This window comes from Metabacillus sediminilitoris (genome assembly GCF_009720625.1).
In the GTDB taxonomy this organism is placed as follows: Bacteria; Bacillota; Bacilli; order Bacillales; family Bacillaceae; genus Metabacillus; species Metabacillus sediminilitoris.
The window spans coordinates 2,277,939-2,300,355 of record NZ_CP046266.1; the positions used below are offsets into that span (position 1 = coordinate 2,277,939).

16 protein-coding genes, 3 pseudogenes and 2 riboswitches are annotated in these 22,417 nt (G+C 36.1%); of the genes and pseudogenes, 14 read left to right on the forward strand and 5 right to left on the reverse strand.

What is annotated here, in order from left to right:
- Positions 1-268: 268 nt before the first annotated feature.
- From GMB29_RS10795 to GMB29_RS10810, 4 genes are all read right to left on the reverse strand, one after another.
- Positions 269-1,033 (reverse strand): DeoR/GlpR family DNA-binding transcription regulator, encoded by a 765-nt coding sequence (locus tag GMB29_RS10795; RefSeq protein WP_136356973.1) that lies wholly within the window; start codon positions 1,031-1,033, stop codon positions 269-271.
- Between the two features lie 364 nt (positions 1,034-1,397).
- Positions 1,398-2,180, reverse strand: coding sequence for a twin-arginine translocase subunit TatC (gene tatC / locus GMB29_RS10800; protein WP_136356971.1), 783 nt, complete (start codon positions 2,178-2,180; stop codon positions 1,398-1,400).
- Between the two features lie 55 nt (positions 2,181-2,235).
- Positions 2,236-2,424: a twin-arginine translocase TatA/TatE family subunit gene (tatA, locus tag GMB29_RS10805; RefSeq protein WP_136356969.1), complete on the reverse strand. Its 189-nt coding sequence runs from the start codon at positions 2,422-2,424 to the stop codon at positions 2,236-2,238.
- A 70-nt stretch (positions 2,425-2,494) separates the two neighbouring features.
- Complete coding sequence (locus GMB29_RS10810; protein ID WP_136356967.1) at positions 2,495-3,895, reverse strand: amidohydrolase; 1,401 nt, start codon at positions 3,893-3,895, stop codon at positions 2,495-2,497.
- A 370-nt stretch (positions 3,896-4,265) separates the two neighbouring features.
- On the opposite strand from GMB29_RS10810, the gene GMB29_RS10815 reads away from it, so the two are divergent.
- From GMB29_RS10815 to GMB29_RS10880, 14 genes and pseudogenes are all read left to right on the forward strand, one after another.
- On the forward strand, positions 4,266-4,394 hold the full coding sequence (locus GMB29_RS10815; protein WP_136356965.1) for an RNA chaperone Hfq: 129 nt from the start codon (positions 4,266-4,268) through the stop codon (positions 4,392-4,394).
- A 145-nt stretch (positions 4,395-4,539) separates the two neighbouring features.
- Positions 4,540-4,647: riboswitch (SAM riboswitch) on the forward strand.
- A gap of 396 nt (positions 4,648-5,043) precedes the next feature.
- A riboswitch (cobalamin riboswitch) is annotated at positions 5,044-5,253 on the forward strand.
- A gap of 190 nt (positions 5,254-5,443) precedes the next feature.
- Positions 5,444-6,994 carry an ABC transporter substrate-binding protein gene (locus tag GMB29_RS10820; RefSeq protein ID WP_136356963.1) on the forward strand — a complete coding sequence of 517 codons (1,551 nt, stop codon included), beginning with the start codon at positions 5,444-5,446 and terminating at the stop codon, positions 6,992-6,994.
- Between the two features lie 8 nt (positions 6,995-7,002).
- Positions 7,003-7,932: a nickel ABC transporter permease gene (gene nikB, locus GMB29_RS10825; RefSeq protein WP_136356961.1), complete on the forward strand. Its 930-nt coding sequence runs from the start codon at positions 7,003-7,005 to the stop codon at positions 7,930-7,932.
- A gap of 12 nt (positions 7,933-7,944) precedes the next feature.
- Positions 7,945-8,772, forward strand: a complete 828-nt coding sequence (nikC, locus tag GMB29_RS10830; RefSeq protein WP_136356960.1) for a nickel transporter permease — start codon at positions 7,945-7,947, stop codon at positions 8,770-8,772.
- A 1-nt stretch (position 8,773) separates the two neighbouring features.
- The gene (locus tag GMB29_RS10835) at positions 8,774-9,493 is read left to right on the forward strand and encodes an ATP-binding cassette domain-containing protein (protein WP_168733930.1); all 720 of its coding nucleotides are present in this window, start codon (positions 8,774-8,776) and stop codon (positions 9,491-9,493) included.
- Positions 9,493-10,266: an ABC transporter ATP-binding protein gene (locus GMB29_RS10840; RefSeq protein WP_136356958.1), complete on the forward strand. Its 774-nt coding sequence runs from the start codon at positions 9,493-9,495 to the stop codon at positions 10,264-10,266. The genes GMB29_RS10835 and GMB29_RS10840 overlap by 1 nt, the downstream gene beginning before the upstream one ends.
- A 378-nt stretch (positions 10,267-10,644) precedes the next feature.
- Positions 10,645-11,481 (forward strand): methyltransferase domain-containing protein, encoded by an 837-nt coding sequence (locus GMB29_RS10845; protein ID WP_136357069.1) that lies wholly within the window; start codon positions 10,645-10,647, stop codon positions 11,479-11,481.
- 205 nt (positions 11,482-11,686) lie between these two features.
- Positions 11,687-11,985 (forward strand): annotated as a pseudogene (locus GMB29_RS10850) (DnaB-like helicase C-terminal domain-containing protein).
- Positions 11,986-12,136: 151 nt separating this feature from the next.
- Positions 12,137-12,478, forward strand: coding sequence for a hypothetical protein (locus GMB29_RS10855; protein ID WP_136356956.1), 342 nt, complete (start codon positions 12,137-12,139; stop codon positions 12,476-12,478).
- A gap of 307 nt (positions 12,479-12,785) precedes the next feature.
- Entirely contained in the window at positions 12,786-14,804 is a 2,019-nt protein-coding gene (locus tag GMB29_RS10860) for a phospholipase D-like domain-containing protein (protein WP_227551664.1), read from the forward strand.
- A 537-nt stretch (positions 14,805-15,341) separates the two neighbouring features.
- Positions 15,342-15,737: a recombinase family protein gene (locus GMB29_RS10865; protein ID WP_136356953.1), complete on the forward strand. Its 396-nt coding sequence runs from the start codon at positions 15,342-15,344 to the stop codon at positions 15,735-15,737.
- Positions 15,738-16,643: 906 nt separating this feature from the next.
- Positions 16,644-16,823, forward strand: a pseudogene (locus GMB29_RS10870) (reverse transcriptase N-terminal domain-containing protein); the annotation flags it as partial.
- A gap of 431 nt (positions 16,824-17,254) precedes the next feature.
- Positions 17,255-18,763, forward strand: a complete 1,509-nt coding sequence (locus GMB29_RS10875; protein ID WP_136356951.1) for an FAD/NAD(P)-binding protein — start codon at positions 17,255-17,257, stop codon at positions 18,761-18,763.
- A gap of 12 nt (positions 18,764-18,775) precedes the next feature.
- Complete coding sequence (locus GMB29_RS10880; protein ID WP_136356949.1) at positions 18,776-20,011, forward strand: multidrug effflux MFS transporter; 1,236 nt, start codon at positions 18,776-18,778, stop codon at positions 20,009-20,011.
- A gap of 824 nt (positions 20,012-20,835) precedes the next feature.
- Here the strand turns inward: GMB29_RS10880 and GMB29_RS10885 are convergent.
- Positions 20,836-22,108: pseudogene (locus GMB29_RS10885) on the reverse strand (IS110 family transposase).
- Positions 22,109-22,417: the final 309 nt, after the last annotated feature.

Consider the following 22,417-nt stretch of genomic DNA (forward strand, 5'->3'; position numbering starts at 1 on the left):
AGATTTTGATGTGAATTTTGAAATGAAAATAATAGTAAGATAGTAGGTTTTCAAGGTTGTTTAGATAATTCTCAAAAAACATGGTTTTTGATAGTTTTTGAGAAATAATATTTTTTCCTTAGTGTGAAATTGGATCGGGGAAGGCTGGATTAGAACTAACAGGGACATAAAATTCTAGACAGGCCTGTCTAGAAGGTTTTTTATTATGATTTTATGAGTCAAAACTTCCAAGCTTTGACACTGATATTAGTAAATAAAATTCTATTAATTAAATGTTTTCGGGGATTACCATCACTTCAATCGCATGCTTATTGAGTATTTCCCGCATTTTTGGTACATCTTTATCAGTAATAACTATATCAATGGCATCTAATTCACACACCTTTTGAAAAAAGGATTTATTGAATTTGGTTGAATCAGCAAGCACGATGACCTGGTCAGAACGCTTAATAATCTCGTTAAGTAAAAGGCCTTCTTCTTCAATTGAAGTAGATAGTCCTTCAGAAGATATACCGCAAGTACCAATTAAACATTTATTTACATGATAATTTTGAACATCTCTTATCGTTTTTGAACCATAAATGGCTTGATGTCTATGATTTAATGTACCACTTAAGATGTTAATTTTTAAATCCTCTCTTTGGCTTAATGTACTGGCAATGTTAATTGAATTAGTCACGATCGTATTGTTCCGACTCGTTAAATATTTGACAACGAATTGAACGGTCGTCGAGGCATCAAGAATAAGATGTTCTTCGTCATTTATTAAAGAAGCCGCCATCTTTCCAATGTTACTTTTAGCTTTCAATTCCATATTCATACGTTGATCATAATTATAAACTTCATTAGATAACAGACGTTTTTTTGCCCCGCCACGTATACGAATGATTTTCTTTAAATCTTCCAATTTTATTAAATCTCTTCTGGCAGTATCTTTGGATACATGATTTATTTTACAAATGGTTTCAATGTCAATCCGATTATACTCGTTTAAATATTGAATAATGGCGTCCAGGCGCTCATCTTGTAACATATTCTCACCTCATTGATTTGATTATATTTTCTATTAACTATTTTTGCAATAAAAGGTATTTTAGGCTATGCGCAATTAGGTATTTATATAATGAAATGGCTATGGATTTTAAAAAAAGTATACTAGATAAACAATTTTCTAACCTTACATTCATATGAAAAAGGATCATATTGGAGGGGTCCTAGCCGTTATACGTAAAAAAATAATAACAGATAGACTGGGCACGGATATTCATGGATATCCATGCCAGTTTAAAAAAAGGGGGATAAATGAAGGAATTAGACAATCATTTGGAAAACCAAACTAATAGTGTTATTTTTGTTATATCTTCCAATTATGATAGGATCTATCAATTATTTTGATATTAGCTTATGGTAGTGCCATGGCTATTAGATGAAGAAATTGAATCAATTTCTTCATTATTTTCCTTTGCTCGTTGTAGTTTTTTATACACTATTTTAGATAAACTTACACTACATTCATACAAGAGTAATAAGGGGATGATCACTAAAATATCTGATAGAAAATCTGGCGGTGAAATTAAAATCGAAACAACAATTAATACAAAGTAAGCATGCTTCCTGATATTTTGTAAACGGTATGGATCAATAATTCCTAAACTTGTTAAAAACATAATGACAACAGGTAACTCAAATAAGACTCCCATAGGTAATGTCATATGAAGCAAAAAACGGAAATACTTTTCTGTTGTAAAGAAAGTCGTAAACATATCGTTTGAAAGTGACATTAAAAAATTTAGAACCAGAGGGAATAAAATAAAGTAACCAAAACTAATTCCTAACAGAAATAGAATAAATAGTGCTGGAATATATGCAATTGTAATTTTACGTTCTTTTTGTGTTAACGCTGGACGTACAAACAGCCAAGTTTGATGAGCTGCAACTGGAATAGTAGCTGTTATGGAAACGATGGTAGCAATAATTAAATAAACGAGCAGGATATCACTTGGCCCTAACAATGCTAGCTTAAACGGTAAATCTTTCACTATTATATGATAAATATCTTGAACAAATACAAATGATAGTATTAAAGTCAGGAAGAATGTGACTAAAGTGATAATAATACGTTTTCGTAATTCCTCGAGGTGCTGTATTGTATTTATGTTTTTTTTATCTTCCAATTTCATCTCTCCGTAAAAAGGAAATGTAAGATAGATCCTACATCTCCTTTTAATCTATTGATTAGTTTGCTTTCCTTTTTGATTCTTCTTCATTCGTGTCATCCGCTACAAGATCTCTTGTAGACTTTTTAAACTCTCTTAATGTAGAGCCGAATGCACGTCCAATTTCAGGTAACTTTGAAGGTCCGAAAATAATAAGAGCAATCACTAAAATAAGTATTAATCCTGGTATTCTAATATTTTGTAGCATCATTTACCTCCTAAATTTTAATGATCTATAAGGATTCAAAATTAATAGTAAACAAGTAAATATTTTGAAATTAACGGTAATCTAGATGGCCTGATGATAGTTCGCCTTTATGTAGAACTGCATCACGCTCAGGCAGTCGGGCTACAGCTTCAGCAGAGCAGCTTGCAGGGACTAAAACGGCCGTTGCATCGTCACCAACATTTGGCCATACTTGCTTGCCATTTGCGTCTAATGGTGTAATTCCGCCGGTAGCAAGGGAAAGGGCACGTGAAAGATTATATTCGTTTTTCCAGCCATATACTATTGCTGCGACATGTGCCTTTTGAAGAGTATCACCAATTCCAAATGGATCCCAGTGATCTGTAATACTGTCATTACCAAGCATGACATTTACGTTTTGCTTTTGAAGAATAGGAATTGGCATTATGAAACCACCGATTGGAACGGTTGATGCAATCGATATGCCTAACGATGCAAGTCGATTAGCTGTTTCTATAGCTACACTCTCTGGTAAAGAGGTGAGTCCGAATCCATGACTGATTGTTACCTTACCCTGTAAACCAGCTTCTTCAGTAAGATCAGCCAATCTGTGAATCGTCTTTAAGCCTGTTTCGCCTACTTCATGAAGGTGAATATCAATCCCTACCTTATGGTCTACTGCAATTTGTATTGTAGTTTGAAGTGATTTTTCCATATCCCCGTCAAAAAGGGTTGGATCTACTCCACCGACATGTGTAACTCCAAGCTGCATTGCCTCACGTAATAAACCTTCGGAATTGGATCGAAGTAAGCCATGTTGTGGGAAAGCAACAATTTCATGAGAAATTTTATCTGAATAGTTTGCTAAAGCGAGCTTAAGCTTCTCAAGATTTTTTAACCCTACGACTGGATCAATATTACAATGGCTTCTTACATACGTGGTACCATATCCAAGAATCAATTCAATTAATTTCTCCGCTCGCTCCTGGGCAGTTGGCAGTAACTCTAATAGAAGGGTTTTCTCTAATTCTATTACATCAAAAATACCACTTTTTCTCGTTGCTGCTGCTTTCCATGGACCTCCATAATATGTTTTATCCAAATGAATATGCATATCTTTAAAGGATGGAAGCAGGAGCATTCCTTTTGCGTCATAGCAATCAATATTTCTTTTATAATCTGCCTTTGTATCTAGTATTTTAGTAATTTTACCTTTATCAATTTGAATATTACGTAATACACTTTCGGTTGCAACTACCTCACCATTTTCAAACTTATATCCACTTTCCAGTCGAACATTCAATAACATATAGGAGCTGTTTTTTGAGGGTTTCTTGCTGTGATGTTTATTACTTTTTTCTCCTGCACTAGCTGTTTCTGGAGCGATTAAACCCATCGTACCAGTTACACCTAAAATAGCGGAAGCGCTTCCAATTTTACAAGCATTTCCTAAAAATTTTCTGCGAGACAAACCTATGTTTTCTTGATTCATCTGGAAAATCCTCCTCTTATAAACTTGTATGATAGAATGATCATGATAAAAATGATAGAAACTATTGGTCGAAAAATTTTTCTCTTGTTTTAAATGAATTTACATACAAGAAAAATCTGGTAGTAGTTTGGATCTTATTAAGCATTTTAGATTGAAAATCAAACTTATAGCCCATCCTTTAACATAATCACTCCTTGTAAACAATTATAAGGAGTATTAAGGTAAATTGCAATAAAACTTGCATTTTTTTAAGTTAAATTAAGTTTTTTTGTAGTAGGCTGAATACTTAATTAGTATTTGGTAATAGGGGATCATTACTTAAAAGTATCGAAACTGTTTTTTAAGCCCTGTATTATCAAGGTATTATAAGGTGTGTATCTTAAAAGGAGTCCGTATTCTTGGAACAATTGAGGGACACGATAAATACTCCATTATGGTTAAATCTAATGGAAAACAGCAGACTCTTTATAAACATTCTATATTTACAATTGTTAGATAGGGCAGACTCTGTCTTATTTTAATACTTTAATATTGTTGTATAAGCGATATTAAATTGCTTAAGGAAAAAGCACCAAGATAAATATGCTAGCAACTGCTTGTGATTTTCCTAAGAATAAAAGATAAAAAACACAAGAAGTGAACCCCTTTCATTAGAGAGCTGGAGGACTGGCCTTATGAAGCCCGGCAACCATTCAACAACTTTGTTGAAAAGGTGCTAATTCCTGCAAAGCATATTGTTTGACAAATAAGAGAGGTCTTTTGTTTTTGGTAAGGTATAAGCTAAAAGCTAAAAGATTGTCAAGCTTCAATACTTTTTATATAAAAATTTCATACAAAATACGGTGATGGTTGAAGCGGCAGAACAAACGAGAGAAAAGTTGTTCGTGAAAAAGGGATAATAACATAGGTAAGTAAGATATTATGTTAAGCTAAAAACGAGATCTTTTACCAGATCTCGTTTTATATTTTGATTGTCTCTAGTTTGCCTAAGAGGACACAGACTCTTCATATTTACAAATCGTCTGTTGACAACAAGATGTATTAAAACTAACATTAGAGTTGATTTCAGTTGAAATTTTTTAGGTTTATTACAGTAAAAGTCGTAAAGGTTACTTAAATTTTCTATTTTTAGATTAACTTTAAAAATATTATATATCTTGGAAATAGGTGCGAGTTAAAGCATTAAAAAGCTTTATCAGCTTAAAAGGGAAGTCGGTTAAACTCCGGCACGGACCCGCCACTGTAATGGGTATCAGTATGAAATGCTGATTAGTTTCAGAAAAACCACTGGGTTGTACCTGGGAAGGTCTGAACGTTATGCCCTTAGTCAGGAGACCTGCCTATTTTAACATCGCTGTTAGACCTACGGGATTTTAGGGAGGTGGTTAGGATGCTGATAACCAATTGTCTGAATCCATCTCTATATCTAATCGATGATATTGAAATGTTCAGTGATTCCCTTTATTTATCAAAAGAAGCATTTCTGACCTCATGAGCCGGTCAGAAATGCTTTTTTTATTTTTTTACATAACAATGGAGGTTTTCGATATGGTAAAAAACAGTCATCAAAAATACGCCTTAGTTTTTTGGATGGTTTTCTGTAGTCTCATTCTCTCTCTAGCTGGATGCGCGGGAGTGGAAAAGGAAGGAGCTGTAGTTACAGCATCTGACAAGAAAGTAACTCTGGCTTTTCCATGGAGTCCGCAAAGCCTTGACCCACATGGCAGTGATAGTTGGGAAATTATGCGTTCAGGTATGGGGGAAACATTGGTGAAGTTAAATGAAGAATTGAAGCCCACTCCCTGGCTGGCGAAAGAATGGAAGCAAGAAAATGAAACGACATGGGTATTCAAGTTGGAGGACAATGTAAGTTTCCATAACGGGAAAGCAATGGACGCAGCCAGTGTGAAAGAATCATTGCTTAGGTCTTTAAAGAAGGATCAAAAAGCGAAGGATTTATTACAAGTAGAATCAATGGAAGTACTTTCAGAAAACGAATTAAAAATTGTAACGAAACAACCGAATGCGGCTTTGATCGCACATTTAGCCGATCCGTCTACCATCATTGCTGATGTAACGACCATCAAAGATAAAAATAACGATCCTGCGTTTACCGGATCGTTTAAATTTAAACAGTTTAACAAAGATGAATCCCTTGTTGTAGAGAGATATGAAGATTATTGGGGGAAAGAAGCGTTACTGTCAGAAGTAACAATCAAATTTATACCAGATGGAAATACACGATTAATGGCACTGCAATCCGGGGATGTTGACGCTGCAACTGATATTCCTATTGATAATATAACTTTGTTGGAGAAGGACGAGAAATTTGATGTATTCACGGCCCCATCACTTCGGACCCATATGTTGCTTTTTAATATGAGTTCCCCTCTATTTAAGGATGTGGCTCTTCGAAAAGTCATTGATATGTCCATTCCACGTGCAGATATTGTCAAATCGATTATGATGGATCAAGGTACGGAAGCAAAGAGCCCATTCCCAGAAATATTGCCATTCGGTAAAGTGGAGAAGGAAAAAGCAACAGAGTCGATTGAACAATTAATGAAACAGAGAGGGTGGAAGAAAAACGCAGATGCAATGTGGGAAAAGCAAGGGAAACCATTTGAAGTGACGCTGTTAACCTTTCCACAACGACCAGAATTAACCGTCATGGCGGAAACGATTCAAAGTGAATTATTAAATGAAGGGATCAAAGTCAACATTCGTCAGGTGGAGAATATCGATGAGGTGCTAGCAAATGATGATTGGGATTTATCTATGTATAGCATGTTAACGGCACATACCGGTGATCCCCAATATTTTTTAAATATTTTCTATCAATCTGATAGTGAATCAAACGTTAGTCACTATGTTTCACCTTCCCTTGATCTTATGATTGGTGAACTAAATCATACAACTGATTGGACAAAACGTAACCAGTTAGCTTTACAAATACAAGAAATGATTAATAAAGATCTGCCGCAGTCGTTTATCGTTCATCCGAAAACGGTATTCGGTGTTAGAAATGGAGTCAAAGGATTCACGCCTCACCCAATTGAGTATTACTATATTCATTCCCAAATTGATGTGAATGAGTGAGGGATGAAATGATTCGCTTTTGTCTAGAACGTATTGCTCAATTGATGATGGTCATCTTTTTTGTCTCCACACTTACTTTTTTACTTTTAAGGTTAGCTCCGGGAGATCCCGCTTATATATTATTAACCACACACGATGTTCCTGCTTCTGAAGAAGCCTTGAGCGCTTTACGAAAAGAGCTGGGGTTAACAGAACCGTTATGGACCCAATATGTACACTGGGTAACAGATGCTTTTACCTGGCAGTGGGGGACATCTTATGTTTCAAAAGAACCTGTGACGGAAGAATTGTTCAGGAGGATACCTGCAACTTTAGAACTGGCAACTGCTGGTTTGATGGTGATGATATTTATCACCTTTATTTTGGGGATCTCCACTGCCATTTACTCAAATGGATTGCTGGATCTAGTAGGAAGGCTTATGGCTCTTTTAGGATCTTCCATCCCTTCTTTCTGGCTTGGATTCTTATTTATTTATTTTTTTTCAGTCCAATATGGATGGCTTCCTTCTATGGGACGTGGTACATTAAAACATCTTATTTTACCAGCTATCACCCTTGGATTAGGAATGGGAACGATTTATGCACGTGTATTACGCACCAATATGCTTGAAATGATGAATCAACATTTTATAAAAGCAGCTAAGGCAAGAGGCCTGTCAAATAGGCGTATATTAGTATTTCAAGTGTTCAAACACGCCTTCTTGCCTGTTGTAACGATGTTAGGGACAAGCTTTGCGTTTATGTTAGGCGGAAGTATTATTGTAGAGTCAATCTTTTCTTGGCCAGGTTTAGGAAAATATATTGTTGAGGCCATTAATATGAGAGATTATCCTGTCATTCAAGGCTATGTCATGTTTACTTCTTTCTTATTTGTATCCATTCATATTGTCGTTGATATGATTTATGTACTGTTAGATCCGAGGTTAAGAGTTCGTTAGGGGGAACCATTTATGAAAAAAGTTCCGTATTCATTAAATATAAGCTTAATTGTGGGGATTAGCTTACTTATAATAATCGTTTTGATCGGTCTTTTTGCACCATGGGTTTCTCCTCACGACCCTTTAGCGGTTAATCTGTCAAATAGGCTGGCATTTCCAAGCTGGAATTACCCGTTTGGAACAGATCATTTGGGACGTTGCGTCTTATCGCGAATTATTTATGGAATAAGAGTAAGTGTTGCATTTGCGTTTCTCATCATGATGTTTACGTTCATTATTAGTCTTCCTATTGGACTTTTAACAGGGTATTGGCGCGGGCGAACGGACCATCTTTTTATGCGTTTGATTGATGGTACGCTTGCCATTCCAGATATTGTACTCACAATCGCTATTGTAGGAGTATTAGGCCCTGGTTTCGTTAACATGATGATCGCCATCATTATGGTTCGGTGGGCGAATTACGTTCGACTTATCCGTAGTCTTGTCTTAAAAAGTTGTGAGGAAGATTATATACTATCGGCTCGGATGTCAGGGAACTCACATCTGCGTATTATGAGGCGCTATGTTCTTCCTGACATTTTTTCGCCTCTCGTTGTTTTTGGGGCACTGGATATGGGAAAAATCGTCCTTTTAATGGCGGGACTTTCTTTTTTAGGGTTGGGTACTCAGCCACCAACACCAGAATGGGGAGTCATGCTGCGTGATGCAACAGCCTATTTTCAAATTGCGCCTCATGTGATGATTTTTCCTGGTATGGCCATGTTGTTTTTCGTTTTAGCCTGTCAGCTAATCAGTGACCGGTTTAGAAAGTGGAATGCTGCTACTTTAAAAGAGGTGTAAGATGACGATAAGCATAAAATCCTTATTAAGTGTTGAACACTTAGAAATTTCTTATCAAGATAAAGAAAAGTTGAAGCCGATTGTCCAGGATGTAACGTTTCAATTATATCCGGGTGAAATGGTTGCACTGACAGGAACAAGTGGATGTGGGAAAAGTTTGACTGCCCATGCCGTTGTTGGGTTGTTGGAAACGGGGTATAAAGTGACAAACGGTCAGATTTATTACAAGAATCAAAATATCATTGATTATGATGAAAAGGACTGGCAAAGCCTCCGACGTGAGGAAGTCGCCTTACTCATCCAACATTCATTAAATGGTTTAAACCCGATTCGCACTGTGAAAAAACAGATGGTTGAAACATTGAATCAAAAGAAAAAGTGGTCGAGAAAAGACGTAAATACCTATTTGCATTCTCTTTTGCATCAAGTTGGTTTTACCGATCCGGAACATATATTATCCTCTTATCCGTTTGAATTAAGCGGAGGCATGCGCCAGCGGATATTGTTAGCGATGATGATAAGCATAAGACCCAAGATATTGATTGCAGACGAACCAACAACAGCCCTTGATATAATAAATAGAGAAAAGGTATTGACCTTGTTGAAGAAGCTACAACACGATTTTGAGCTGACAATTTTACTTATTTCTCATGATTATGAAAGTATAAAAAAGTTTGCAGATCGTGTGATTCAGATGGATCAAGGAGGAATCATTACCTAATGTTGCTTGAATTACGTTATGTGACAAAAGAATATCCGTTGAGATCAAGGCGAAAATCCTTATTTAAACCGAATCCACGTTTGAAAGCCGTTAACCAAATCAATCTGACCATAAAAAAAGGGGAAAGTGTAGGGTTGGTTGGTGAAAGCGGTAGCGGGAAAAGTACATTAGCAAAATTGATAATGAAAATGGAGTCAGTAACATCTGGACAAATTTTATTAAACGGTCAACCGATTCATGGAAGGCAAATAAATGATGTGAAGATGTATAAACAGATGCAGTTAGTATTGCAGGATTCATCTTCTTCCTTACATCCAAAAATGCAAGTGAAGGAAATCTTGGAAGAACCGCTTCGTAATTATTTTCCAGAAGAAAAAACAGTGTGGGAAGTAACAATCCGAAAATTACTTAAGCTGGTGGATCTTGACTCTTCTTTTTTATCCAGATATCCTCATCAATTAAGTGGCGGACAAAAGCAGCGAGTGTGCATCGCGAAAGCTTTAGCTGTCCAGCCGGAAATCATTATATTTGATGAATCAATTGCCAGCTTGGATCAGGCATCTCAAATGGATATCATAAATATGCTGAAACATATCCAAAAAAAACAACAATTATCTTATTTATTTATTACCCATGATCTTAAATCGACTCAACAACTGTGTGATCGGGTTATGGTCATGTATCAAGGAGAACTAGTAGAAACATTCAGCCGTTGGGATTCTCAGCAACTAAGTCATCCTTATTCGCGTTTATTATTCCAACATCTTGATTAACAATAAATGAGTTGATATCTAGTGTTGACAACTATTATATAATCGAAATTTTATTATGTTATAAAATATGGAAATAAAAAGAGCGTACGTTGGTTTTATGAGAATCAAAAGCATCTTTGGAACTTAAATACGAGCTAGATAAAATTAATGTAACTATGATGTAATAACAACTCATATAAGTTTTATAAACACCCCTGTCAGTTTATTTACCCCTACCGTGGAACCTATGTATAAATCGTGTGTTTACTTTTTGAGCAAAAAGTTAATAGATTATTAAATTGTGATAAATCTACAATCCATTCCTATGAAAGCTGAGGGGAAAATCAAACAAAAATTGCAACGTAAATATAAAAATAAAGTGAAGGAGAGAGGCTTGTGATGGTAATGACAAATACGAGATACGATTACATTGAGTTGTGGAAGGAATCTATGACAGATCATAACGGGAACATGCCGAAACGCATGATAGATGATGCGGTCGAAGAAGCTTTTTGGTCATCGATGTTGGAAAAGAAAAAACAGCAAAAACTGGATCCGTATGCGCAAGTGGTACAGAGGGAGATTCTCTCTCTTCTAAATGGTGACGATCACGTATTGGAAATCGGTCCAGGATGGGGAAACTACACATTTGCAATTGCCGAAAATGTTAAAAGACTAACCTGTATCGACAGTTCAAAAAGCATTGTACAATTTTTAGAGTCTCAGGCAACCGCCAAAAACGTTTATAATATGAAACTCATTCATGGTAAATGGGAGAGCGAAACAGAAATTGAAAAGTATAATGTTGTATTTGGATTCAACTGCTATTACCGAATGTACGATATTGAAAAAGCACTATTGAAAATGAATAAATCTGCACAGCGTCTAGCTATTGTTGGGATGACAACAGGACCAGAAAAACCCCATTATATGGATCTACATAAAAAGGGATACAAAATAAATCTGAGGCGACGAGATTATATTCACATACTTAATGTACTTTATCAGCTTGGAATCATGGCAAACTGTAAAATAGTAAAACTACAAAGTAAGAAAAGCTATTTATCTTACGAGGAATTAATTCGAGATAATACTACAAAGATTTTAGATGCTCATTATAATGCTAATGAAGTTGAAATGGTTATAAATAGGTATATAACAGAGAAGGATGGTAAATTTGAGTACATATATCCTTTTCATGCTGCTTTATTGTATTGGAACCCAATAAATTTGTGAAATTTCTATTTTGCCTTTTCAATTGAACAATCAACGATCTTTGGTTCAGATGTTTCTTCTTGAATACAAGGAGATCACCCTTAGTTTATTTCCCAAACAAAAAACCGATTCTTTTTATCGATTACTTAACACTCATCCGTTCTGGTGAACATTATGGAGGGAATTCCATTTACAGGTTACGGAAATATCGAAATCACTCAAAACGATGGCAAAGGATTTTCAATGCCCAGTCATTAGTCTAGCGCAGCTAAATCGATCGGTGGAATCAAGAGCCAATAAACGGCCGATGATGTCAGATATTCGGGAATCGGCCAGTGTCGAACAAGACGCCGATGTCATTTGTTCCTGTATCGGGAATCATATTATGACACGGAATGTCAGGATCAAACGCTTGATATCATTGTTTCGAAAAACAGGAATGGTCCAGTTGGAACCGTTGCCGTTCATTACAATGAGTATACAGGAATGATTGAGGAGCACAAGGAACAGAGGCTTATTCATTGATACGCTTAAGCACGAAGACCAAAGGCGAAAAAATTCTCATATCGAGGTGTTATCACGTGATTGTGAAAGATCTTTACCTGGATTCGATCCGTTTTGAAGAATCGTCATTGGCCCATTACCTCTACCATTTACTTGAAAAGGGGAATTTGAATTGAATGATAACATTTCCAACATTGACTTTGACAAAGCAGATCATCAGAAAGTAGCGGAAATGATTGAAAGCAATGTGTTAGGTTTTCATAAGCTTGGTGTTTACTCATTGAAGATGAACGAGAGTGATTTTGTCTTTATATTTGCTTGTAGTGAGCAAGAGGCAGTCCGATTTTATACAGAGATATTTCATTATGCCCCATTGAATTGTCATGAGTATTCGTTGGATTTCGAGCTTGTAAGAGGGAATGGTGTGGTTTCGTTTCGGGAGATTATAGCGAAGTCGGTTGAAAAAATGCATTCACAAAGAGGAATTAGAGTAACTACTATACGCCAAACTTGAAAAAGACCAGCCCTTTTAAAGGATTCATATTCTGTGAAAATTTAACAGTGAGTAATCCCTAACAAAAGATGCTCCCTTATATGACGAACGGCTGCTTTAATTAAATAATGTTTTTCAACGATCAGGTGCTTGAACAAGGATAAGCGCTTATTTCATTTTAGGGACATATTGGGGAGTAACGGGATTGTTAAAATGATCTAAACTAGTCCATCGGAACTGTTTTTTGTAACCTTTACATTTTCAACATATTTCATCAACATTTGCCTATTAAAATTAATTTGATTTTAAATTTTAGGAGGTAGTTTAGTTGAAGAAATGGATTTCTTTTTTTCCTGCATTTATTCTATTGTTTTCTATTTTTTTTCCTTTAATGCAGAGTACTGCTACAAACGTAAATGCGGCAGGAACAACAAATGTGGTCATCAACGAGATAGCTTGGATGGGTACTTCTATTGACTACAATGATGAATGGATTGAGCTTTACAATAACTCCGGGTCACCTGTAGTACTGGATGGCTGGAAGTTAAATACGGCCGATGGTACACCATCCATAACACTAAGTGGTACGATTCCGGCATATGGCTATTATTTATTGGAAAGAACAGATGATCAAGCCGTATCCGGTATTGCTGCAGACCTAATATACAGCGGGGCACTTAGCAATACAGGAGAACAACTAAAGCTTATCGATTTAGCGGGTTCAGTAATAGACGAAGTTGATACGTGGTATGCAGGTGATAATACTGCCAAAGCAACGATGGAACGCATCGATCCGAACGTAGGAGGAATTTCATCATCAAACTGGGCAACTGCCAACCAGAGCTATGCCAATGGTTTGGGAACGCCAAAAGCCTTCAATTCAACAGGCACTGATGGTAGTGGTTCAATTGACGATGGGGGCGGTACAAATACACCTCCACCAACATCAAATGTATGTAATGACAGAACACAACATCTAAATAATGTGTCCGAGGCTGAAGGAGCGGTAAATGTTTATTTTAACAAGTGTGCATTCCCGCAATATGCTTCGATTGGAAATGAAGCAAATTACAATGTGAATTTTGAAGATATTTTAATCAAGCGTTTAAGTTCAGCGACAAAAAGCATTGATTTAGCCACTTACGAAATTAATTTGCCACGCGTGGTTGATACCCTGATTCAAAAGGCAGCGGAAGGTATTGATGTTCGTGTCATCGCTGATTCCAAAGATTCAGCAGATCCTCATTATGCTGAGCGTTTTGAAACCATGCGACTTTATTTGGAAAAAATGGTTCGCGGGCAAGACTCAATAATTGGGACCGCCGATGACATTGTGGTCTTTTCAGATTCTCCTATGTTTGCAGTAGAGGATAGTGCCAAAAGAACAAGTTATGGCCTACCTTCTGCAGCAAATGATATCAATCAAGTAACCGTAACAATTGGAAACAGTTCTGTAACTGGCCGTTTATACATAAATGGTGAATCAAAATCTGCAGGAAACTATTATAGTCCTGATAATCAGATGCACAACAAATTCGCTATTATCGACGACAGATGGGTTTTTACAGGAACTTGGAATTTTACTGTGACAGGACTCTATGGGTCTGATGAAAATATGCAACAGGGCATCTTAGATGGGAACCAGAATCATATTAATGAAATTAACTGGCCTCAGCTTGCAGCGATTTATGAAACAGAATTTAATGAAATGTGGGGAGCCAGCACATTGAATCCTGATCCTGTTGTATCAAACTTCAGCAGCCGTAAAACTGATAATACGACACATGTTATTGACATTAACGGAAAAAAGGTGGAAATTTACTTTTCGGCTGGTGACAACGCCGTTGGAAAGATGGCTGAGATGATTCGGAATGAAGCACATTATAATACTTTTTTTACTATTTTCGCCTGGAGTGACCAAGCTTTAGTAGATGAGCTTAAAAACAAATGGGAAGGGTCTTACAATGACCTTCAAGGAACTCTTACTGGTTTTGATGTAAAAGGCTTGTTTGATTCGGATTTCTGGAATCAATGGTGGTCTGCAAGTGTTGATATGACAGGACGAACAGCTTCTCAGACGAGTGTCAATAATCCTAATACACGCTGGAAGAATCCTGCACCTGTGTTTCAGGATGCAGAAGTGCGAAAACTGCATAGCAAGACAATGATTATTGATGCAGATACAAATAGTGATCCGACGGTTATAGTTGGATCTACGAATTGGAGCAATAACGGTAATAATGTAAACGATGAAAACATGCTAATCATTCATGATGCCGCTATTGCTAATCAATTCGTTCAGGAATTTAACGCTCGCTATGTTCAAGCCGGCGGAACAATACAATAATCATATAATAGTAGCTGGTCCTCAAGGTGAGATACATTCACCTATCAAGGACCGGCTTTTTTAACATTACTTGTGCCCCTTGAGATCATATTGAGAAACAAAGGGACGGTTCCTTTGTTTCTTCTATTCATTCCTAGCAATTTGAAAGAAACTTGAGATGATTGAGAACTGTACTGTAAGTCTTTAAAACTTAGAATAGGGTAGAAGCTAGGAAACATAAGAACCGTCCCCGTGTTTCTCTTGAAATGAAAGGTACAAACATAAAAAAGGTAAAGAAGGCAATAAACTGAATAAATATAATCAGCCATGTTCCCATCCCAAAGTTAGATAGAGATTTTTTTATTAACAACATGTTCTCTCCCCATGATGGAATTTTTCTAACTTGTCTTTCAAATCGTATACTACAGCTTTAATTTGCATTTTTTATGGAGATTATATTAAGGTTTGGTTACAGAATTAAAAAAATATTTCGATACTGTTATGTACATAGGTGAATAAGTAAGTCCTAATGAGTGTAAAGCAATAAGAAAAGGTGATATGTTCGTTATTTATAAGTTAGACCGTTTAGCACGCTCTACAAAGCAGCTTTATACTATTCATGAAGATTTAGAGCAAAAAGGGGTTAATTTTGTATCAGTAAGCGATAGCATAGACACGACAACAGCAGCCGGAAGAGCTATGTTTGGTATGATTGCAGTATTCGCAGAGTTTGAGCGTAACCTTATTAGAGAGCGTACTAGAGCTGGGTTAGAATCAGCTAAGAAACAAGGTCGAACAGGTGGAAGACCACCGTTAACAGAAAAACAAAAACAACAGATTGTAACGCTGTTTAAAGGTGGAGAACGTGCCATAGATATTGCAAAAGAATACGGAATAGGAAGAAGTACCGTATATAAAGTATTGAATGAAGTTGAAGGTTTTGAAGTTAAATAACCTGGTTTATTAAGATTTAACCGGTTATTCATTTTTAAATATTAAGGTCAATATTGAGATTAATTTTAAGGCGAGAGAACAAAAGGAAAGAAAAATGATTGTTTTCTTATTATGCAAACGGGCCATTATAAGGTTGCATAAAACCCCACTTTTTATGCAGCTGCCAGGCTTCTTCAGAAGCCAAAAACGTTGATAAATCAACGATGTATAATATCATGTTTAAACGATAAAAAACGAAGCAACGCCAAACCTTTGATACGTCTAGGTTTGGCGTTTTTGCTAACTTCATATAGTTGGCATTATGGTGCGACAAGAAGTCGCATTCACACAGTGTAGCTTACGCTACTTATCTAGACACAAAGATGATCTCCAGCCGAAACTGCATGCTTGGTAACGAGTTTGTAGGTTGCATGAGGAAATGAGGAAACAGAGGACAAGTGTATGGTCCGGAATACTGCTAGGAGAAGACAGATATGGTGAACAAAAGTGAAGGTTTGTAAGCTTCGTAACAACTAGCTCGAGATAATGCATAGTTTCGCTTGGGTATTGGTAAGGGGAAAAGCAGATTCATAATGCTACTGTGTTGTGTCCCACATCTTGCCCGTAGTAAAGAACCCACCTAACCCTGTCGTATCTGTGGAATGCGGAACTTGGTAAGCCCTATGTCATCTGTATTAACAGTAGAGAGGTTGCAAAACCAATCGATGTGGCAGAGGGTATGGGATATTGGAGAAAGCAAAAGCCGTCGCACCGAAAGGTAACAGAAAACAGGAATCTGTATAACTGGACGGATACTGTCGCCAGCTTTGGCAAACCCATGACAGGCTCGAAAGAGAGCTGACTTCCAATAGGTCTTCAACACGAAAATAAATTTGTGTAATTTCTGAAGAAAAGGAGCGTGCAGTTATGTACACCTCGAAACGAGCGTCGGCGCACGCCTCGTATACAAATTGGAATTCAGTAAACTGGAATGAAATTCAAAAGTATGTGACGAAGCTACGACAAAGAATTTATCGTGCCGAACAACTCAATCAACAAAGGAAAGTACGAAAACTTCAACGACTACTCCTGCGGAGTGAAGCGAATCATGAGAAAAAGCGAGAAATCCAGAGTTATTCCTTTCTTTATAGAGGGAGATTTAATAGTTATTTTATATACAAAATTGATTGTAGTCTTCCAAGGCTCTGTGCTTTTTACATACTACCTCTTTCTACCATGACTTTCTCACCATTTTACATTTTTTTCTAAATAACAATTGACATTTTTTGAATATAGGTTAAAATTTTGCATTAGGTAAACTTTTTTTGATAAAGCAATTAACTTACGTAAAAACAAATACGCATAAGGGAGAGCTATTAAATAAGTACTTGTATCTAACCCCTATATAAAACAGGAATCCTTTAAAAACTAAATAATTATCTAGTCTTTAAGAGTTAGTTGAGAAAGAAGATATCCTTAACTAGCAAGGTAATTGAAATGACAAGTCACAATTTTGACCTGAAAAGGAGGAATTAATTATGAAGGAATCAATCAAATCTATCGCAATTGTTGGAGGTGGTGCTGCAGGCATTTCCTTATTTAATTACTTCACAAAGAAGATTAATGGAAATAATGTGAATATTACCCTATATGAAAAAAAATCTTATGTCGGTCCAGGGATTGCCTATCAAGATGATTACGATTTTTTGTTATTAAATAGGCATTCAAAACAAATGTCTGTTATGGTTGAAGAGCCTGATCACTTTTGGAATTGGTATAAAAGCCAATATAAAGTAAGATTTGAACAGGAGGAATTCTTACCAAGAAGCGTATTTGGTGAATATCTTAAGAATGTTTTTGAGAAAAGTGTAGAGAGAGCTATCGAGAAAAATATAGCAGTTTGTGTTAAATACAGTGAAGTATCATATTTAAGGAAAGAAAGAAATTATGTTCTCATGACACGTGACGGTGAAACTCAGGAGTTTGATCTAGTGTTGTTATGCTTAGGTAATACGAGATTACACGATCATTATTACTTAAATGGACAGCCGCAGTTCATATATAACCCTTACCCACTTAAACAAACAGTATCTTTAATTCCTAAAAACGCTAATATTGCTATATTAGGTTCCAGTTTAACTGCTGTAGATATTTGTTTAACTCTTAAGGAAAACGGACATAACGGAAAAATTGACATGCTATCTAGAAATGGAGAACTTCCTTCTGTAAGAGGAGAAGCTAAGCCACATAAACTTAAATATTTGACTTATGATTCACTGAACCAAATCCTTTTAAAAAGAAATGGTCAAATAAGGTTAAGAGATATTACTAAACTAATTAAGAAAGAGTTTGAGGAAACAGGTCTGGAATGGAAATCAATATTAGCCCCTAAATCTCATGATTCAAATGCTAAAAAGAAATTAGAAGAAGAAATAAAGAATGTTTTACACCAGAGTGCTTGGCAATCCGTGCTAATGTCTACAAATGAAATAATTGAAAAATATTGGCACTTTTTAAATGAGGAGGATAAAGATATTTATTTAAATAAATACGATCGAATTTTTATGAGTAGAAGAAATCCAATGCCTTTAGTGAATGCAACTAAGATTTTAAATTTAATGAATAAAGGTCAGCTTTCCCTGAAAAGCGATGTTGTATTTATTGATTACCTCAAGGATCATACATTCTATGTGCAATTTAATAATAGAGAGTACATAAACTATAATTGGATTATCAATGCAACTGGTCCGTCTAAACATCTTTCTGGTCCTTGTAAAAGTGGATTAATTGGCTCCCTAATCAGCAATGGCTATGCCACTATTAATAATTATGGTGGGGTAAAAACTGATTTTGATTCTGGGGCTTTAATCAATAAAAGTGGTCAGCCTGATACAAACCTAAGAGCTTTAGGACATATTACTTGTGGAACTTACTACTTTACAAACTCAATGGAAATGATTGCAAAACATGCTAAACAAATATCAGAAGACATTTCCGATTTAATTAACCAATCTTTACAAGAAGAAAAAGATTTTGTATCTATTTAAGGAGTCACAGAAATGGAAAGTAAAAATAGACTCTTACTAATCTTTATATTAATCACACTTGTTTCCATTCCTCAAGCTTCTATTGGATTGTATATCCCTTCTTTACCATACATGATTAAAGCGTTAAATACTAATAGTAGTGAACTACAGCTTACATTGAGTATATACATGATTGGTTATGCATTGTCGACATTAGTATGTGGTATTTTATCAGACAGATATGGAAGGAAAATTGTTATTGTCACTGGATTAGTTACTTACTTATTTGCTACATTACTCTGTCTAACTGCCAACAATGTTGATATGTTGATCATCGGACGATTCTTACAAGCTCTTGGTGGCTGTTGTGGAACTGTAGTAGCCCGAGTTATTGTAAAAGATGTCTTTGACAATAAAGAGCAGGTTCGGATTTTAACTTATCTATCAACTGCGATTGCAGTTACTCCAGCAATTGCTCCGATCATTGGTGGCTACCTAGAAACTTACTTTGGATGGAGATCGGGCTTTTTAGTTCTCTGTCTGATTGCTCTAATGGCTTTAATTCTTTCTACTTTTGGTTTGAAAGAAACTAATAAGAACCCTGATCCGAATGCTACAAATATTATTACTATACTAAATAACTATAGATATCTTTTAACTCAAAGATTATTTTTAGCGTACAGTGTTTCTATTGGTCTTGCATGGTGTGCTTATTATTCTTTCATACAGTCATCGTCTTTTGTGTTTCAAAGTGTCTTTAAAGTAACACCGACTGTTTATGGTGCTATGTATGCAATAATCATCATAGGCTATATTATAGGTACTACGTTTACAAGACGATATTCCAATAAAATTGGAATAGATAATGTAATCATGTATGAAAGCTTAGTCGCTTTAGGATCTTCAATTTTAATGCTTACTCTAACTTACTTTAAACTAGGACTAATTTTGAGCATTTTGGTACCTATGACTATTCTTATGATGGGAGTCGGTGGAATTTTTCCAGCTTGTCAAGCTGCGGTCATGCGACCATTCACTCACATTGCAGGAACTGCATCAGGATTGTTTTTCTTTATCCAAATGATTTTTGGAGCAATTTGTGGTCTTATTCTTAGTAGCTTCCATATCCATTCACAAGTGCCTATGGTGTTAACAATTGTTGTATCTTGCCTTCTACTATCGTTAAGTTCCTACCTTCTTCTACCAAAAAATAGGAATATCATAACGAGTAAGGGGTATTCTTCGGATTCTGGTTCAAGAAATCTATGAAATTTTTACTTACTGATACTACTAAATTAAACTGTCACTTATGTATCAACCTAAAATAATTGATAGAATGCACCTTTTATCTTTGTTTACATGTAAGCAAAGATAAGTGGTTAAGGACTTGACTTAGAGCCTCTGTGGGCATGATTGGTCTTGATAGGCTGAAGCAGTTGTTTCAGTAGGCGTACAATCCGAGCCTATCATACCCCCCCTCCAAGTAAAGTCCTATCGTTGTTTACGTTGAATACGGTGGAAAATCATACTGTATATAAAAGATCCGTTAACTCAATAAGTAAAAGTTCCAATAAGATAAATTTTATTGAAACATGTATCGTTCTTCGTAAAGGTCCATTTTTATGAACAAGTAGAAAGCTCGGACTCCATTAGGATCCGGGCTTTCTATAATATTGTTAGCCTCCCTCAGTTAGATACATTTATCTCTCGAATGCTCACTTATTCGCAGGATTTCAAACCACATGATCGAACAAAAACGGATGATGGAATGAATTTTGATAATATTGGCTACGTGAAGGCATGCGGAAATAGAGGAGGTAGAAACAACTCCAATTATTACCATATGATGCACGCATTCTCCACGCCGCCCCTGGAGGCTATCCCTCCCATGTCTCAACGGGTCTAAGCCCTCTCATTCCTTCGTCATGCCTATCCAAGGGGTGGAGGCCGGTTTTGCTAACGGAACGGGTCGGTGCCCTTTGGTTAAACACATCCAGTACTCCGTGCTTTCTTTGAGATCCTACGAATAAGGCAACATTCGAAAAATACTAATCTAAATATTAATTGATAGGTATTTACTTTATAAGTTTCAGTTATGCTGCTAATAGTGTTAAAGGTTGTACTTTTTGAGGACTATAAGATTCATTACGTCGGGCCATTCCTACTAATATTCTTGCAAGCTTACCAATCAGTTTCATAATTGATTTCATTTTCTTCATTATTTTCTTTAACATTGTTGGAGTGAAGCTCTTTGAACTCGGAATTGTTCATGATAAGACTCATCGTCGCTAAATACAAGAAACGTCGCAGTCTGGATCTCCCACGTTTAGAGATGACGATTTGTCCTTTCCATTTACCCGAGCTAGCCTCTGCTAGATGTAATCCTCCATGTCTTAATAGAGAGTTTCCATGGGCAAAACCACTTAAATCTCCTGCTTCTCCTAAAATGCCTGCTAGTGTAATTTCACTAATTCCTTTAATGGCAAGTAATTTCCTTGCGAAAGGAATTTGTTTAAGTACACCAGTAACTTCTTTTTCGACTCTTTCGAGTTGAGCTGTAGTGAGATCAAATTCTTCAAGTAATTGTTCTAAGTGTAGTTTATAAGCATCATGTGCTTGGTGACTACCAACAGAATGTTTGGCCAATTCTATTAGTAACTGTGCTTTTTTTAAACCAGCGTGTCTCTTCATCACTGTTTTCCAACCGTTAACTATATCCTGTGCTTCCATGGAACGTAGTTCCATTGGTGTAGGAAATAAGCGAAGAGTCGCGATTGACCCTTTACCTTTGACGTCTTTAAATACCTGTCGAAGTTCAGGGAAGACAACATCTACCCAACGATTTATTTGGTTGATGGAACTGACGAGCCGTTTAACAATCACGTCACGGTTAGCCATTAATACTCGAAGTTTTTCGAAAGGCTCTGAAGATGGACGAATCAAAGCATAGTAACCATTCTTAACCATATCAGCGATGACGAGAGCGTCTTTTATATCACTTTTGGATTGGGTGTTATCTCGGTTTTCCTTATTCTTTTTTACAAGGTGAGGATTAACTGTTACGACATCAATGTTTTGTTCATATAGCCATTTTGATAAGTTAATCCAGTAGTGTCCGGTAGGCTCCATACCAACTATTGCTTTATCAAAATTTTTTAAATCTTTTAATCCTTTGATCCATTCTAGTAACCTAGTAAAGCCCACTTCATTATTTTCGAAAGAGAGAGGATTACCAACCACAATACCACGATAATTTACAGCTCGAGCTACATGGACTTGTTGGGCAATATCAACACCGACAACGAGATGGCGGTCTGAGATTCTTTCAATAAGTTGATTTTGTTTGTCTTGCATTTTATACTTCATAGTAGAGTTTCCTCCTTAAGATTTGAGTTTAGAGTGGTGTCTATATTCAATCTTACTGAGGAGCTCTTTTTTTATCAAAGTCAATAATTAACTCTCTACAGGAATGCTAATGGGGAACTAAAAATGCGTAATAGACACAAAAACTTCGGTACAAGGTCATCGATGCAGCAACAAAACAATGATGGAATCTTGACCTTGTACCTTAAAGAATAAGGTGTCTATTCCTCTGATGTTTATACCAAAAAATGTAAAAAAGATAAAAATTTCATTGCGTAGTTCGCTAAAACTGTGAAAGAGGCTACTGGAGAA